The sequence below is a fragment of the Shewanella oneidensis MR-1 genome (genome assembly GCF_000146165.2).
Taxonomy (GTDB): domain Bacteria; phylum Pseudomonadota; class Gammaproteobacteria; order Enterobacterales; family Shewanellaceae; genus Shewanella; species Shewanella oneidensis.
This window is the reverse complement of the sequence record NC_004347.2, coordinates 4127025-4143771: the sequence shown is the minus strand read 5'-3', so window position 1 is coordinate 4143771 and position 16747 is coordinate 4127025. Positions and strand designations below refer to the sequence as shown.

Sequence of the window (16747 nt, the reverse complement as noted above, 5' to 3'; positions counted from 1 at the left end):
GGTGTGATTATGGCAGGATATGGCCTAATCAGCCTAGCCATTTTGATGATTTTGAGTGCCTTTAAGCTTGTGAACATGAGGACAAGGTATTTGGCTCAGTTACCGCTGCAAAGCAACGTGCTATGGCGTTTATTTCCTATTCTATTTGCTTTTCTTTTTAGTAGCTTATCTGTTTTAGCCTCACCAGGGGGACAAATACCGCTGACAACGGCGGTCATTGATCGTGTTAGCGCACCGACTCCCGTTTTACGCGTCAGCATGATTTTGTCTGTAGATACGCCTTTTAATCGACAAATAGGAGCGCGAGCGCAGGCTGCTGCGGTGGATTTAAATATCCAATTACAGGTGTTGTACGCCGATGGCACCCATGATGGGTTAATGACCCTAGGTCGCGAGGTCATGAACCAAGGGATCGATGGCTTGATATTTTCCCCCGTTGACGATTTTGGTGAGGCGTTAATCCGTGAAGCACAAAAGCTTAAGATCCCCGTAGTGACCTTAAGGGCTAAATTAGACATGCTCAGTTCAGCAGCGTTAGCCGAACTGCCCAATTTCATTGCTAATGTGAATATCAATGACCAAAAATCTGGGCAATTATTGATGCACTACTTGCTTTCTGTCGATCAACTTAATCGAGATGTGCCAGCTGTTTTGTTAATTGCAGGTCCTCAGGGATATCCCAATGTTGAGCGAGGAGTCGAGGATGTTCAGCGTTTTATGAATTCCTTGTCAACGAGGGGAACGCTGAAAATCGCATACACCGATTGGAGTGTTGAGCAAGCGTTAGCGCAGTTTGACAGTGCTATCGCAGCGCAACCAGCATTGACTACCGTAGTCACTATGAACGCTTCGGCGGCGGTAGCTGTGGCCGCAAAAGCACATCAGCAGTTAGGGGCGAATGCCCCCGCTATTGGTTCAATGATATGGTCTGAGTCGCTTGTGCAGGACATCAAACAGGGGAAAATTCAGGCGGCAATTACGGGGAGTGAATTTTCTGGAGCGATTGCGTTATCGATTTTGTTTGATCATTTATCTGCCCGTGGTGGCCCGTCCAGAAAAGGCAGTTTTGTCGCCCCCTTGGTGGTGATCACGCCTAATAATTATCAAGACTATGAATCAATTCTTGATTTTGACCCACTGCGCCTCAATTTTCGGCAAATCTCGCAGCACTTTAATCCTGATCTGTCGATCAACGAATTACGCCTTGCGGATCTATTGACCAGTGAGGCGCGAGTTAATTTTTTGAAAACTTTGACAGAGCCTGAGTTGAATTTTCTAAGGCAACATCCGTCGATCCGGGTGGGGATTGAGCCCGACGGCGCACCAATCGATTATGTTGACCAAGCAGGTAAGCATACAGGCTTGATTGCCAGTTATTTATCGGAAATTGCCAAACTTATTCCCGTCAGGTTTGAGGTTCAACCGACCCAATCTTGGGGGCAAACGCTTAAAGATTTTGCTGCGGATAAACTCGATATGATTTCGCTGATCTCGGCCAGTGAAGATCGCAAGCAGCGTATATTGTTCACCGATGCAATCGGGCATTTCCCCGCCGTGATTGTGATGAGAAAAGATGCTGAATTAGTCGATGGGATAGAAGGATTATTCGGTAAAACGGTAGCTGTAACCCGCGGTGATATTACCGAAGAATTGTTACGTAAAAAGTATCCGGAAATCAATATCATCGCTTTTGATCGGTTAGAAGATGTGCTGTCGACCACCTTAGCGTCACAGGTGGATGCTGCGGTGATGCTATTGCCCAAGGCCGGGCAATCGCTGTTATCTCCTGCCAACAAAGAACTCACTATTGTTGCGCCACTGGACGATGAATTTGAACACTCTATTGGGGTTCGCAGGGATTGGCCAGAATTACAAAGCATTCTGAATAAAGCGTTAGCGCAAATCCCTAGCAGCACTCGCGCTGAATTGGATAGTCGTTGGTTTACAGTCAAATATGATTTTGGCATGGACCCTCAGCAGATAAAACGCTGGGCCATTAGCTCGGCAATGGTCATTTTAGGATTGTTTGCTTGTTTTATCTTATGGAATTACGGACTTAAGCGTGAGTTGCTGAGGCGGAGTCGAATGGCTGCTCAGCTCGAATCAAGCATGAATAAGTTTCATGCGTTGTTTGATTCCGTGATGGATGCCTGTGTGATTATTGATAAACGCGGGGTGATTAAGGAATGTAATGCGGCTTTGCAAACCTTGCTAGGGGTGGAAGATAAGACCGCTTTGGTGGGCACCTCTCTGACACAATTTCATCTCGCAGATACCTTTATGGGCTCTGCTGTGCAAATAGCACAGAGCGTAGAAGATGTACTCAAACAAGGGTTGCTTAAATTTGAGGCGGATATTACCGACAGTCAGGGTCAATCCATTCCCGCTGAAGTGACACTCAAGTCGATAGAATTAAACACCGAGCGGTTTGTGCTCGCCACTTATCACAATTTGGCCGAGCGCCGCTTGGTGGATCGCCTCATTCGCCATGAGCGAAACCTGCTCAAGAATGTGTTGGGGATGAGCCCTATTGGGGTCTGGGTTTGTGTTAATGGCACTTGCCGTTATGTGAATGCGCAAATGACATTGATGACTGGCCTAGAAGTTGAGCATGCTGTAGCTGACATTTTTCTCCAGCCTAAGGATTATTGGCACTATATTCGAGAGCTCGCCCCTGAGCAGGAATGTATTACATTTGAGTCCAAACTAAAGGGATATCATGGCCAGATACTCGATGTATTGTTTACCGCGTATCCGACATTCTATGATGGCCAGCACGCTAATTTGTGCTGGGCCTTAGATATTACTCAAGAGAAGGCCATTCAAGCTGAGTTGGCTAGCGCTAAGTTACAGGCGGATGCGGCAAATCGCGCAAAGTCAGACTTTTTAGCGAATATGTCCCACGAAATCCGCACGCCAATGAATGCCATTATCGGTATGTCTTATCTGGCATTGCAAACGGATTTAGCTGAAAAAAGAAAGGATTATATTGCTAAGGTGCATCAGGCCGCTGGCTCACTGCTCAATATCATTAACGATATTTTGGATTTTTCGAAAATCGAAGCCAATAAACTCACTGTAGAACACATCGAGTTTGACCTTGATGAGGTGTTGACTCAGTTGAACAATGTGATTGGTTTTAAGGTTGAAGAAAATAGCATGCGCTTAATTTATGACATCGCTACCGATTGTCCCCGCTATTTTATTGGTGATCCGCAGCGCCTAGGGCAGATTTTACTGAACTACTGCAACAATGCGGTGAAATTCTCTCCCAAGGGCAGTGATATTTTACTCAGTTGCCAAGCTGAGCTTGATAAGCAAGGCGCTACGCTGACCTTTTGTGTGGCTGATGATGGCATCGGTATTCCCCTAGATAAACAGGCACGACTATTCCACTCGTTTGAACAAGGCGATACATCGACTTCCCGCAAATATGGTGGAACGGGTTTAGGGTTAGCAATCTGTAAACGCCTGAGTGAATTAATGCAAGGGGAGGTATGGTGTGAAAGTGAGTTAGGGCAAGGGTCGCGTTTTTATTTGCGCCTGCATTTGCCCTTGGTCAAGCCCTATGATTTGTCGACACAATTTGCCGCGCTTCAAGGAGAAAGCCTTTCTATAGTCGGGTTTATGCCGGACTTGAGCGCGATTTATAGTCGCTTTGCTGCTCGCGTCGGCATGCAGGCGCGGACGCTAGAGATGCATATGGCGTTGGCCGAGTTAAGCGCCTGTACAAGTCAGCATCTGATTATGTGTGAGACTAACGCATTTGAGCCGGAATTATTGAGCGTGGTACTGGCTAACGACAAGCTGGGTTTGTTGTTAATTGGTAATGGTAGTGAGCCTGTGGCCATACAATCTTTAGTGGACAAGCACCCACAAATCATTGCTAAACAGCATCCGATATTGCTGCGCACCTTAGGCGAGTCTTTATTATTGTTGCTCAACAGGGATAGAGCTCCTTTTGGGCAACACCTTGAGCATCAATCTATTACAACCTTAAAAAATCAATTAGCGGGCGTAGAATTGTTGCTCGTTGAAGATAATTATCTGAATCAAGAATTAGCCGTTGAGTTATTGCGTCAAGCTGGGGCGCGAGTCACCGTCGCCCAGCACGGTCAAGAAGCGTTAACACTGCTGGCTCAGCAATCCTTCGATTGTGTGTTGATGGATGGACAAATGCCCGTAATGGATGGTTATGAAGCAACACGGCTTATTCGAGCACAGCCACAGTTTGCCGATTTACCCATCATTGCAATGACCGCCAATGCGATGGACTCTGATAGGGAAAGGGCCTTGGCGGCTGGTATGAATGCCCAGATTAATAAACCTTTCCAAGTGCAACAATTGTATTCCACCATCGCACAGCATGTATCGGTGCATAGTGTGCAATCTTTACCAGAGAGTCCTGAGGCCCATGATCTTGATAAGGCACAGCTTAAACAGGGTTTACCTTTGGTTGAAGAGCTGGATATTGATGCAGGGTTGGCGCTGTGTAACTACAACGCAGATTTGTATCGACATTTATTAACATTATTTGTGCAGACTGGCGCGAAGCTTCTGCAGAATCAGCAAAATGAATTTTCACAGGATAATCTTTCAGCCTTGAGATTAAGCTTACATACTCTTAAAGGGGTGGCAGGCAATATTGGCGCCGTTTCCCTCAAAGAGGACTCAGGCCGATTAGAGGCAAGTCTTACCGATATCAGCAGCCTGCAGCAGCTTGATGCAAATATCCAGGAAACCGTTAGCCAAGAGATCCACTTACTGCACGCCAAGCTCCAGCAGCTATTAACCTTATTAGCTGAGTGGCAGACGGTAAATCAACCCGATGAGGCGTCGCAGTCTATTTCTATGACAGAATTGATGAGGTTATTTGCCCAATTAACTCAAAACCTTAAAGAATATAATACTGACGCATTGTCTTTAGTTGAGCGGTTAAGCCAATTAACGGTATTGCAACCACAACGACAACTCATTGCTGAATTAAAGCAAGCCACAGGACAATTCGATTTTTCCCAAGGGCTTGAGTTAGCGATTCAGCTCCAAGAGTGGGCGCAGCAGCAGTTGGCGAAGGAATAACCTATGTTATTAAGACAGCAACAGGCACTTATCGTTGAAGACATGGACGTCATGCGCAAAATTTTAGTCGAGCAATTGCGCAAAATGGGTTTTGGCCAAGTTTATCAAGCAGAAAATGGTCGCCGTGCCCTCGAGTTGTTAGAAGAAGTGTCTATCGATATCGTGCTGATGGATTGGAACATGCCCAATGGCAGTGGCACCGATTTACTCAAGGCCATACGTTCGCAGGAAAAATGGCAATATTTGCCTGTGATGATAGTGACAGCCAACACCCACAGAAACATGATCCAAGAAGCGATCAAGTATGGTGTCGTCGACATTATTGCCAAACCCTTCACCACCAAAACCCTGCAAGATAGAGTATTGCAAGTGCTGCAGGATGAACCACAAATATTAAGCTTTGCGCCCGCCGAATCGCTATCCGCGCCCAGTATGACCGAACTGAGTATTGAGGCGTCCAATGAGCGGGTTAAAAACACGGTATTAGTTGTTGATGACACCGCGGATAATTTAGCGGTGATGGTCGGTTTGTTGAAAGACACTTATAAGATATTAGTGGCAAAGGATGGCCAAACGGCACTCAATCTCTGCCAGTCGGCGAATGCGCCTGACATCGTGTTGCTCGACATTATGATGCCAGATATGGATGGCTACCAAGTTCTCAACGCTCTGCGCTGTAGGATCCCCTCATAATTCATAGCCCCAACAACCATGAGTTAATGAGAGTTGGGCTAGTTTCTTCGCAGCACAAAGCAAATCATCTGCTGATATGGGGTAGTCATGCCGTCGCCGCAGCAGTTCTTTGCCCATCCTGATTGTTGATAGCACATTCCTTTTCTTTACCGTGTTGGCTTGGAAGTGCCGCTGTAATTGCTGTGTTTCTCCGTATAATCCTACCCACCAAAATGCCAGTTGTACCAATAATGCTATCAATAGCAGTATGTCCATCCTCGCCGCATAACGTGTTCTGCTATGACGTAAACCAAAGCCATAAGCGGGGCTTTTTAAATCTCTAAAGGTTTCTTCTATTTGCATCCGTTTTTGGTAAATATTAACCAGTTTTTGAGGCGACATGGCTTCTATGGTCAAGTTGGTCACCAGTGCCCAAGGCTCTTTGGCGGTCAGTTCATACGTCCATTGCGCCGTATGGTGACAGTCTGTTGTCGTACTTCGCTGACCTTTTCTGCCTTTACTTGGAGCCCTGAACAATACCATCTCGCATAACAAGGGTTTCTTTACCGATAACGCCACTCGCCCAACATGTTTTGCGCGACGACTGGCTTTGGGATAAAGCGCTTTTAGCGAAAATTGGCGACCGAAGGGGTGCAGCCGATAGACACTTAATCCTCTGACACGACCCAGCCAATACCAACCGAGCTGCTCGACTTTTCGAAACCATGGATTACGGAAGCCCGCGTCAGTGACTATCAGCGGGGTAATATTGTCAGGTAACACTTTATGGAGTTCATTCAGAAACTGATTATGGGCAGTTTGTGTGCCTTGTAGTACTAACGGAAATGTTCGCTCGTAGAGCGTGATAGAGCGGCCCTTAATCGCAATAGAGGCGCGTAGTGCAATCAGTTCACGACCTTCACGCATATCAGACCAATCCACCAGTATGGTCGGCATCGTATGTGCTGTTAGCAGCCACTTTGCATGCCACTGATAAACAGCCAGTCTTTCATGGTGAAGGTGCGGGTTGCCCAATAATCTATCCATGCGTTTTATTGAGTGTTTAGTATGAGTGCTGGTGCCATCAATGTGCCGCCCTAAATGCGTGAGGGTGAGACAATCCGCGTTGATGAGGGCTTTGCAGGCGACCATGAGTGTATTCAGTCGCTTTTGATGGATTTCTGGACAATGTTGATAGAGAGATTGATGTAAGATAGTTAACACTTGCACCTTGATGCCCTGTGATTGATGTTTGTTCGCACTTCCATCTGATCACACTTCAAGGTGCAAGTTCACTCTAATTTAATGATTTATCTGAAAATCATCAGGGGATTCTTCAGCGCTCTGCGGGAGCATCCACAGTCGCAGTCAATACCGGTTATTTTTGTCAGCGCATTAGATGAAACGGCGAATCAGATCCAAGGTCTGCAGGGCGGAGCCATTGATTATTTAGTCAAACCCGTGCAACCCGATATTTTAAAACTTCGGCTGGCTAACCTATTGGCAACGGTCAATTTACAGCGCGATTTACAAGCCAATTATGACAACATGTTGGAGTTATCCCGTTTAAGAGATTGTGTCGATGAGTTAATTCACCATGATCTAAAGAGCCCCCTATCGGCGATCAGTGCGATGTTGCAGCGTTTGTCCCAAGACAAAAGTTGCCCTAAGGGCTGGCGTAGTAAGTTAACCGCTATCCATGATCTCACCATGCAATCGATTAACACCGTTAACCTGTCCTCGGAGATTTTTAAAATTGAAACGGGACGATTTATCCTCAAACCCGAGCGATTTTCTGCCCATGGATTGGTCAAGCAAGTATTGCACTCCATGCATGTGACCTTTCATCACAAACAATTGATTGCCTTTCAATTTCCGGATGAAGACCCTAATGGTCAGTTTGATGTGTTAGCGGATGAAACCTTAACTTACTCATTACTGCTGAACTTGATTAAAAATGCCTTCGAAGCCTCAACCATGCGCACTAAAGTGGCGATCCATTTATCGATTGAGCAAGGCAATGTCGTGATCCAGATTGAGAATTCCGGTGTGGTTCCGGAACATATTCGTCCGCGGTTTTGGGATAAATATGTCACGAGTCAAAAAGAGGAGGGTGCCGGTCTAGGGACTTATTCTGCGTGCTTATTGGCCAAGGCTCAGGGCGGCACAACACAATTGCAGGTCGATGATTTACAGAATAAAACCATAGTCACAGTGTGTTTACCCGCAGCAACTTAAGCCAATCAGCTTACAGATTCTGTGTGGGGTTGTTTTACGCTATCGTTTTACGTTTGTATTGGTGTGAAGCCAGCAGCAATACTGCTGGCGAGTTGCAAATCGAGTCGTGATTGAATTGCTGGCGCGACGATTATTTGCGGGTCATTTTATCCAAATAGCCCATGGCAAAGGCTGATAACACAAAGGTGATGTGGATTAACAGATACCACATGATTTTGTCGTTATCGATATTCTTCACATCCATAAAGATTTTCAGTAGGTGAATAGACGAAATCGCCACAATCGACGCCGCCACTTTGTTTTTCAGTGAGCCAGAATCTAATTTACCCAGCCAACTTAGCTTCTCACTGTCTTCGCCCACATCCAGCTGCGAGACAAAATTCTCGTAGCCAGAAAACATCACCATCACAATCAGGCCGCCCACGAGGGTGATATCAATCAAAGACAGGGTCACCAGCACTAAATCCACTTCAGTCATCTCAAAAATGATCGGCAGAATATGGAAGATTTCTTGGAAGAATTTAATGCCTAAGCCCAATAACACCAGACTCAGCCCCAAGTAGATGGGTGCCATAATCCAGCGTGATGCATACATTAGTCTTTCAAATATTTTTTCCATTTGGAGTAAACCCTTAGTGGTTAAAGCACAAAAATCGAATCTATGATGCTAAAACAATAACATACTGAGTTAACGCCGCGCTATCGGCCAATCGCAAAGGCGTGAGGTATATGCCGTTAAGCTCAAGGAGCGGCTTAACTGGGCTGGTTTTGCGGTCTTACCGCCGAGATGAGTTAGGTTCGTGGGTTTTCACTTATCCCATCTTCTCCCTTGTGGCTTATGGCTAAAGTATTAACCCATTGCCTGCCGCAGGCTTTCGCACTGTTACACCAGTGACTCGCTGTAAATACGTCCCTGTAAGCTCTACTAAAACATCCCTGTTTTAGAAGGTCACTGGTGCAACAATGCCAGTTTTGGTGTAACCATTGAGTGAAAAGTTATGCCTGTGCCTTCTTTACTTTCCTTCTCATTTTCCGAAGAAATTTGCCATTGATGACATTTGTCATCCGTAATTACTGACAACTCACACTGCCGTGATTTAGCGGATGCAGGGATACTTAAGCCATACCAACAAGGAGGCTTAATCATGCAACATAAATCACTGGATCAACAACTCATCGAATACCGCCAAAAGCGTGCTTTAGCTATGCCTCTATCCGGCATGATGGTATGGACGCTATTGTTTATCTTGAGTTTTGTATTGCCAGCATCGCAACTGGTGATGGCAACATTTATCGGCACGGGTTCTATTGTCTACCTTGCTATGGGAGTCTCGCGTCTAACGGGTGAGAATATCTCCTTTAAGAAAAGCACTGATCGTAATTGGTTTGAGACTGTGTTTCTCGCTGGTGTGGGCATGAGTTTTTTAACCTTTAGCATCAGTATTCCATTTTTTATGGAAAACTATTTAGCCTTGCCCTTCGCCCTTGCGGTACAAACAGGATTAATGTGGTTGATTTATGGTGTGTTAGCGGCACAAAAGGTGGCGATTGTGCATGCAATAGTGCGCACTGTGGCTTGTGTGGCTGCCTTTATGTTGTGGCCTGAGTTGAGTTTTCAGCTTCAACCTTTGATTGTGGTGGTATGTTATGGGTTTTCGATTTCACTCATGGAACGTCGTTGGAAGATTCAGCAAAATCTTTGTGTTGCAAGTTAGTTGTTAGTCGGTTTTGCGGCCTTACGGCCGAGGTCGGTAAAAGTCTTGGGGCTTCACCCCACACCCGATAATAATGCTGGTTTGTTTGGCGTTTGAATTGGTAAGGTTATCGCTGTAAGTATGTGAGTCATTGCGGCCTTCGGCCGAGGTCGGTTAAAGTCGTGGGGCTTCACCCCACACCCGACCAAGAGGGGATCAACAGCAATTCCCTCTTGGATCTCCCTTGCCGCCCCTAGCGAAGTTACATGCATTGGTTACTAGCCTTGGTCTTATGGATAAATAGCTATCGCTTCCGAAGGCTCCGCTTTACATCCATATAAAGCACTCCAGTTCGGCAGTCCCTGCCTCTCGCTCATAAGCGCGAAAATCACCGATTTTCATTCGCCCCTTCCCCGAAAGCTACGCAGACTTCCTGTCTGCGTCACGCGATTTTCTTCAACGCCCTTCAGCAACTTCGCAGGGGAAGGTGAACTTCTGTTGCCTTGGTGTTAGCTGTTAGTCCTAAAGATTTGTGCCTGTTCCATCTTCCATAATTTGTTCTTGCAAGTATGCAGAGCACTTAATGCACAAATAATTATTTAAAAAAATTAATTGATATGAGATAGTTAGAAGAAATTTACGAAATGCGAGACCAGAAAATGAACAACATCCTTGAAGATAAAAAATCCAACTGTTTGTCTATTTTAGAAACATTAACCGTAGATAAATACTTAAGTCTCATTGATGAGGCATATAGAAATAAAGGAGGTATCAATGGCCAACGTATGCCCCTTAAAACAAAAACGGCTCAAAAAATCAGATCAAGGATGGTTGATGATATTTCACTAGGAGCTATTTTGCCACCAATGGTTGTTGGGTTAATAGTTACACAAGCTGAATATGAGAGATTATCAAGTGGTGAAGAAAAAATTACTAATTTAATTAATCATAATATATCTCTAATAGATGGAATGCAACGAACAACAGCAATAAAGGAGTCTCTTGAAAAAAATCGTGAAATAATAAATAGCAAAGTTAGAGTTGAATTTTGGATCTCTCACTCCATGAATAGTTTAATATATAGAATGTTAGTTTTAAATACTGGACAGGTTCCTTGGGATATAAAGAGACAATTAGATACAATATATGAACCTATTGCTCAAAAACTAAAAGATGATATGCCAACACTTGACCTTAGAGTTTTAGATGATCCCAAAAAACGCACATCATCTAGCCAGTATCAAAGTAGTAAATTAATAGAATATTACCTTTGTTTTACTACTAGAAAGGTCGATGTAGATTTAAAAGACAAAGTTTCTGAGGATTTTGCACGATTGGATACAATAGCCGCTGCTTCAGAAAGTCAATCTCTAGATATATTTAGCCTTGTCATTAAAAGAATGTTGGAAATAGATGATGAAATCTCCAGACTTAAAGATATAAGCTCTGGGAGATTTAAATCAGGAAAAGACCTATTTACTAGCATTCCTGTCGGTGCAGGATTTGTCTCTGCAGCAGCAGAATATATTTATGGTGTTAAGGGATTAGATTGTAATGAGATCAATGTTTCTGATAACTTAACTGATTTTGATGGAAGGTTAGTTAACTTTGTCGCCAAGTTAAAAGAAATGGATGATTCTCAACTTGAAGAATTCTTAGAGTTTGACCTTTTAAATGAAAAGTTAAGTGTAAAATCTTCAAAAATAGGAACATTTGAGAGAGAGTTTTTCTATAAATCATTTGAAGCACTATTTAAGTATTCAGATCAAATGCCAAACTTTCAGGTATGTTGGTTGGCAAGATAATGGCAGATCTTAAAAATGATATAGGTTATATTTTTGAAACGCTGCTTTTATACGCGGGCCATCGTACTAGAAAGGAGTTATTTCGCTTTGAACTAACTGCTAACTCAAAGGATGAGTTCAAATTTTATAAGGCTCTTAGCGGTGGGAATGATAAAATCAATATTTTATATTCCGTTTCTGGAATAAAATACAGTGATAGTGAAAACTCTTACATATGCATTTCTGGAGTTGAAGAATCAGACTTCTACTTACCTGATGATTTTGACTTTGTTGAGATTAACTGCCCCCACTTTATCTATTCGGCAAGTAGAATAGGACTGGAGGTTAAAAGTCAGCTAAATCGTTCTGAATTGGAGAATAATTTTATTGGACAGCCAGATGATAATAGTTATCAAGGAACTTCACTGTCAGATATTCAATCATACTTTAATGATATCGTCATAATTAGGTTTGATAAAAACTCGATTTATGACAGTTTTAATTTTGATAGGCTACTGTATTTTATCTTGTCATTTAATAAGAAAATTATGGCATTAGAAAATTCTAATTTGAAATGTTTATATCAAAGCTTATTTTTGGATTTTGACAATATATCTCACTCAAATATTTTCATTTCCATGACATGCTTTCATAAAAAACATGCATTTTTAGAGGCTTATAGATGTATTGAATGGCTCTATCCTATTCCACGGGTTCATAATTTAAAACGGTCAATTTCTTATGGAGGTAAAGCTATAGAGCTAGCAAGAAAATGTGCAAGTGATCTATCTTGGCGACGGAAGGAAGAGGATTCATTATCTTTACTTGTCAAGTATGCGTTTTCTTTGGATGCTGAGCTTAAGGAGACTGTAAGCTGGTCTACATTTATGAAAGACCTTGATGAGGATAAAGCTGCAACGAAACTATATGCATATCGAAATCAACTTGTTCATCAATTTAGTCCAGAGTACGAACTTGCGATAAATAATGATATATTAGAAGAGTTAATATTTTTTGTCTTGAAGTTAATAAAAGTCCTTTATACTGAATATAAACTGGATCTATCATAAATCAAACAGTTTTATTGGGACATATATGGTCACCTCGGGTTTAGCAAGGCCAATGCCCTTTACTTTATTCAAACTAATTTGTGCTAATCGATAATTCACCTTTCATTGAAAGATCGGACTGGCACAGATTTTTGGGGATTAATAGTTCGTACTGTAGCTACAGAAGTTCACCTTCCCCTGTGAAGTTGCCGCGGGGCGTTGGAATAAATTGCGTGAGTTCGGTCATGGATGACCGGCTAGCTTTCGCAGGTGCAGGGACGCATCCTTCGGAAGCGATAGCAATTTATCCATAAGACCAAGGCCAGTCTCTAATGCATGTAACTTCGCTAGGGGCGTCTTGGAGCATCCAAGGAGGATAGGACGAGCAGTCCTCCTTGGTCGGGTGTGGGGTGAAGACCCACGACTTTGATTAATCTCGGCCGTAAGGCCGCAATCAATATAGCATTGTGCTAAACAGCACCAATATTAGGCAGGGTGAAACCCCACGACTTTCTCGGCCGTAAGGCCGCATATAAAAATGAATGTCGCATTACGCGACAATAAAAAAGCCACTGTGGTCAGTGGCTTTCATCATCAAAATCAAAATCTAAGCGATTCGGCTTAGTCTAAATCAGGTTCTTCACGCTCTTTATTTACGAGAATCGATACCATGGTAGCTTAGGCAAGCGTCCACTTCATTGGCGCTACCAAGGATAACCGCTACACGTTGGTGAATTTGTGTTGGCTGAATATCCAAAATGGTTTCATAACCGGTAGAGGCTTTACCACCGGCTTGCTCGACCAAGAAGGCCATTGGGTTGGCTTCGTACATTAAACGTAGCTTGTATGGCTTTTTCGGATCTTTATTGTCGGTTGGGTAAGTAAAAATACCGCCGCGAGAAAGTACGCGGTGCACGTCACCGACCATGGCGGCAATCCAGCGCATGTTGAAGGATTTTTCGCGCGGGCCAATTTTACCGAGCAGTAAATCGGCGATATAGGTCTGCATTGGCGCTTCCCAAAAACGTTGGTTCGACATGTTAATGGCGAATTCGCTGGTGTCAGGGCTGATGCTCATGGTGGCGTTGGTCAGTAAAAATTCGTTGGTTTCTGGGTGCAGGGTAAAGAGTTGCACGCCTTGGCCTGTGGTGAGCGCGAGCATGGTCGATGGGCCGTAGAGTACATAACCTGCTGCTAACTGATTGCGGCCAGATTGCAGGAAGCTCGCCTCGGTTAATTCACCCTGCGGTGCGGGTAAAACGGAGAAAATCGTGCCGACCAGCGAGTTGATATCGATATTCGATGAACCATCTAAAGGGTCGAAACACACTAGATATTGACCATTGGCGCTGACTTCAACCACATGATCTTCTTCTTCAGAGGCGAGGCCGCGCACTGTTCCGTCGGCTTTGAGCGCATCTTTAAGCATATCGTTGGTGATGATATCCAGTTTTTTCTGGGTTTCACCTTGCACGTTTTCCTGTTCGGTCGCGCCTAACACGCCGGCTAAGGCTCCGTGGCGTACGGCATGGCTAATGGCTTTAGAGGTGTCGGCTAAGGTCAAAATCAGTTGCGCGAGGGATTCGTTCACTGCCTTTGAGGTTAAGTGTTGGGCAAGAGTCTGCATGTTAGGTCCTTTAGGGGTTCAACATTGAGGTCAATTTCATTATTTGCCGCGAATAATAACTCAGTTAGTCGACAATTTCAGCGATGTTGCTGTGGGTTTTACGCAATTTAGGCCGTTACCGTTATCTGTTATCGCAAGGCGGTGTTGGTTATCTTGATAATTAAGCTAAGTAATAGAGTTTGCCTGCTAATTTGTATCTGTATATTGCCCGTGCTTTTTATTTAGGCTTGGCCTCTGGCACAATGGCGGCAGTTTTTTAATCGCCACCTAAGGCGAATATGCTTCCAAGGAATAATAATGACTAAAAATGGGTTAGCTTCCTCCCTGCGCGCCGTGAAGTTGGGCGCTTCATCCCTATTGATTGCGAGTCAACTGGCCATGATTTCTACCCTTACCACAGCTTCTGCCTATGCGCTTGAGGGCGGTATGACGCCACTCACTATCGAGCGGATGAATGCTTCTCCCGCCTTGGCGGGCACCAGTCCGCGCGGATTAAAGCTATCCCCCGATGGCCAAAAGGTGACCTATCTAGCGGGGCGTAAAGATAACCAAAACTTTTACGATCTTTGGCAAATGGATGTTAAAACAGGAAAATCTAGCCTGTTGCTGAATGCCGATAAACTGGCGAGTAATGAACTGTCCGATGAAGAAAAGGCCCGCCGCGAACGCCAACGGATTTATGGCGAAGGCATTATGGAATATTTCTGGGCCGACGATAGCAAAGCGCTGTTGATCCCCGCTGCGGGCAATTTGTATTACTTCTCCTTGGCGGATAACAGCGTCAGCCTATTGCCGATTGGTGAAGGTTTTGCCACTGATGCCCGCCTATCGCCCAAGGGTAACTTTGTATCCTTCGTTCGTGATCAAAATCTGTATGTACTTAATCTTGCAACTAAAAAGCTTGAGGCCATGACCACCGATGGTGGCGGCGTGATTAAAAATGCCATGGCAGAATTTGTGGCGCAGGAAGAAATGGATCGCATGACAGGTTACTGGTGGGCGCCCGATGAGTCGGCCATTGCCTTTACTCGTATTGATGAATCCGCTGTTGAGTTAGTCACCCGCAATGAAATCTATGCCGATGGCATTAAACTCACCGAGCAGCGTTATCCGGCGGCAGGTAAAAACAATGTCGAGATCCAACTCGGTGTAGTAACGCTGAAAAATAAAGCCATCGATTGGGTAACCTTAAGCGATGATAAAAATAAGGATATTTACCTGCCTCGCGTCGATTGGTTGCCGGATAGCAAGCATTTATCCTTTCAATGGCAGAGCCGCGATCAACAAAAGTTAGACCTGCAACTGGTTGCCTTAGATTCGCTGACCAAGCCGAAAACCTTAGTCAAAGAGCGCAGCGATGCTTGGGTGAATCTTAACAACGACTTGCACTTCTTAAAGCAACAATCGGCTTTTATTTGGGCCTCGGAGCGTGATGGCTTTAATCATCTCTATTTGTTTGACCTAAAAGGTAAGCTGAAGACGCAACTGACCAAGGGCAATTGGGCTGTCGATGAGCTGGAATTTATCGATGAAACCGCAGGTTGGGTGTATTTCACTGGCCGCAAAGATACCCCAATCGAAAAACACCTTTACCGTGTGCCGTTAGCGGGCGGAAATATTGAGCGCGTGAGCAGTGAGGCGGGGATGCACGATCCGGTATTTGCCGATAATCAAAGCGTGTATCTCGATTATTTCAATAGCTTATCTCAACCGCCGCAGGTCAGTTTGCATGGCGATAAGGGCCAGCATTTGGCCTGGGTTGAGCAGAACCAAGTCAAAGCGGGTCATCCTCTGTATGACTATGCTGGACTCTGGCAACTACCTGAGTTTAAAGAGCTTAAAGCCGAAGATGGCCAAATCTTACAAACGCGTTTATTTAAACCCGTGCCCTTCGATGCGGGGAAAAAGTACCCCGCGGTCGTGCGGGTTTATGGCGGCCCACATGCGCAGTTGGTGACCAATAGCTGGAGTGAGCAAGATTACTTTACCCAATACTTAGTTCAGCAAGGTTATGTGGTATTTCAATTGGATAACCGCGGCAGTGCCCACAGGGGTACCAAGTTTGAGCAAGTGATTTACCGTCATTTGGGCGAAGCGGAAGTCAATGATCAAAAGGTTGGGGTGGATTATCTGCGCAGCTTGCCCTTTGTCGATAGCAATAATGTGGCGATTTATGGCCACAGCTACGGCGGTTATATGGCTTTGATGAGTCTATTTAAGGCGCCGGATTACTTTAAGGCGGCGATTTCGGGTGCACCTGTCACCGATTGGCGTTTGTATGACACCCATTATACCGAGCGTTATTTAGCCCATCCCGCAAGCAATGAGCAAGGTTATGAAGCCAGTAGCCTGTTCCCCTATGTGAAAAACTACCAGTCGGGGCTGTTGATGTACCACGGCATGGCCGACGATAACGTGTTGTTTGAAAACAGTACTCGCGTCTATAAGGCGTTGCAGGACGAAGGCAAGTTGTTTCAAATGATTGATTATCCAGGTTCTAAGCATTCAATGCGTGGCGAAAAGGTGCGTAACCATTTATATCGCTCGCTGGCGGATTTCCTCGATAGACAGCTTAAAAACGGCAAATAACTCAGCGTTAGGTTG

Annotated in this window: 10 protein-coding genes; 7 read left to right on the top strand and 3 right to left on the bottom strand. The window is 44.6% G+C overall.

Annotated features, from left to right (window positions below; genetic code table 11):
• The first annotated feature begins 90 nt into the window (after positions 1 to 90).
• On the top strand, positions 91 to 5079 hold the full coding sequence (locus tag SO_RS18605) for an ATP-binding protein (protein WP_164925775.1): 4989 nt from the start codon (positions 91 to 93) through the stop codon (positions 5077 to 5079).
• A gap of 3 nt (positions 5080 to 5082) precedes the next feature.
• Positions 5083 to 5772 (top strand): response regulator, encoded by a 690-nt coding sequence (locus tag SO_RS18600; RefSeq protein ID WP_164925774.1) that lies wholly within the window; start codon positions 5083 to 5085, stop codon positions 5770 to 5772.
• On the opposite strand, the gene SO_RS18595 is transcribed toward SO_RS18600, so the two are convergent.
• Positions 5767 to 6981: an IS4-like element ISSod3 family transposase gene (locus tag SO_RS18595; protein ID WP_011070548.1), complete on the bottom strand. Its 1215-nt coding sequence runs from the start codon at positions 6979 to 6981 to the stop codon at positions 5767 to 5769. The two genes, SO_RS18600 and SO_RS18595, sit on opposite strands and share 6 nt — an antisense overlap.
• A 75-nt stretch (positions 6982 to 7056) precedes the next feature.
• Here SO_RS18595 and SO_RS18590 point away from each other — a divergent pair, with 75 nt between their 5' ends.
• Complete coding sequence (locus SO_RS18590; RefSeq protein ID WP_164925773.1) at positions 7057 to 7989, top strand: hybrid sensor histidine kinase/response regulator; 933 nt, start codon at positions 7057 to 7059, stop codon at positions 7987 to 7989.
• A 130-nt stretch (positions 7990 to 8119) separates the two neighbouring features.
• Here SO_RS18590 and SO_RS18585 read toward each other — a convergent pair whose 3' ends face one another.
• Entirely contained in the window at positions 8120 to 8608 is a 489-nt protein-coding gene (locus tag SO_RS18585; RefSeq protein ID WP_011073724.1) for a TIGR00645 family protein, read from the bottom strand.
• 526 nt (positions 8609 to 9134) lie between these two features.
• Here SO_RS18585 and SO_RS18580 point away from each other — a divergent pair.
• The 3 genes from SO_RS18580 (at position 9135) to SO_RS18570 (ending at position 12537) form a co-directional block, all read left to right on the top strand.
• Positions 9135 to 9704, top strand: a complete 570-nt coding sequence (locus SO_RS18580; RefSeq protein ID WP_011073723.1) for a DUF7010 family protein — start codon at positions 9135 to 9137, stop codon at positions 9702 to 9704.
• Between the two features lie 638 nt (positions 9705 to 10342).
• Positions 10343 to 11488: a hypothetical protein gene (locus SO_RS18575; RefSeq protein ID WP_164925772.1), complete on the top strand. Its 1146-nt coding sequence runs from the start codon at positions 10343 to 10345 to the stop codon at positions 11486 to 11488.
• A complete protein-coding gene (locus SO_RS18570; protein ID WP_011073721.1) occupies positions 11488 to 12537 on the top strand; it encodes a hypothetical protein in 1050 nt (349 codons plus the stop codon). Before SO_RS18575 ends, SO_RS18570 begins: the two co-directional genes overlap by 1 nt.
• A 628-nt stretch (positions 12538 to 13165) precedes the next feature.
• Here SO_RS18570 and SO_RS18565 read toward each other — a convergent pair.
• Positions 13166 to 14143 (bottom strand): class 1 fructose-bisphosphatase, encoded by a 978-nt coding sequence (locus SO_RS18565; RefSeq protein ID WP_011073720.1) that lies wholly within the window; start codon positions 14141 to 14143, stop codon positions 13166 to 13168.
• Positions 14144 to 14440: 297 nt separating this feature from the next.
• Here SO_RS18565 and SO_RS18560 point away from each other — a divergent pair, with 297 nt between their 5' ends.
• Complete coding sequence (locus SO_RS18560; protein WP_011073719.1) at positions 14441 to 16732, top strand: S9 family peptidase; 2292 nt, start codon at positions 14441 to 14443, stop codon at positions 16730 to 16732.
• Positions 16733 to 16747: the final 15 nt, after the last annotated feature.

Bases quoted from the DNA above. Each gene is read 5' to 3' on its own strand.
- SO_RS18600 (WP_164925774.1), top strand. From the start codon at position 5,083: ATGTTATTAAGACAGCAACAGGCACTTATCGTTGAAGACATGGACGTC.
- SO_RS18590 (WP_164925773.1), top strand. From the start codon at position 7,057: ATGATTTATCTGAAAATCATCAGGGGATTCTTCAGCGCTCTGCGGGAG.
- SO_RS18585 (WP_011073724.1), bottom strand. From the start codon at position 8,608: ATGGAAAAAATATTTGAAAGACTAATGTATGCATCACGCTGGATTATG.
- SO_RS18580 (WP_011073723.1), top strand. From the start codon at position 9,135: ATGCAACATAAATCACTGGATCAACAACTCATCGAATACCGCCAAAAG.
- SO_RS18575 (WP_164925772.1), top strand. From the start codon at position 10,343: ATGAACAACATCCTTGAAGATAAAAAATCCAACTGTTTGTCTATTTTA.
- SO_RS18570 (WP_011073721.1), top strand. From the start codon at position 11,488: ATGGCAGATCTTAAAAATGATATAGGTTATATTTTTGAAACGCTGCTT.
- SO_RS18565 (WP_011073720.1), bottom strand. From the start codon at position 14,143: ATGCAGACTCTTGCCCAACACTTAACCTCAAAGGCAGTGAACGAATCC.
- SO_RS18560 (WP_011073719.1), top strand. From the start codon at position 14,441: ATGACTAAAAATGGGTTAGCTTCCTCCCTGCGCGCCGTGAAGTTGGGC.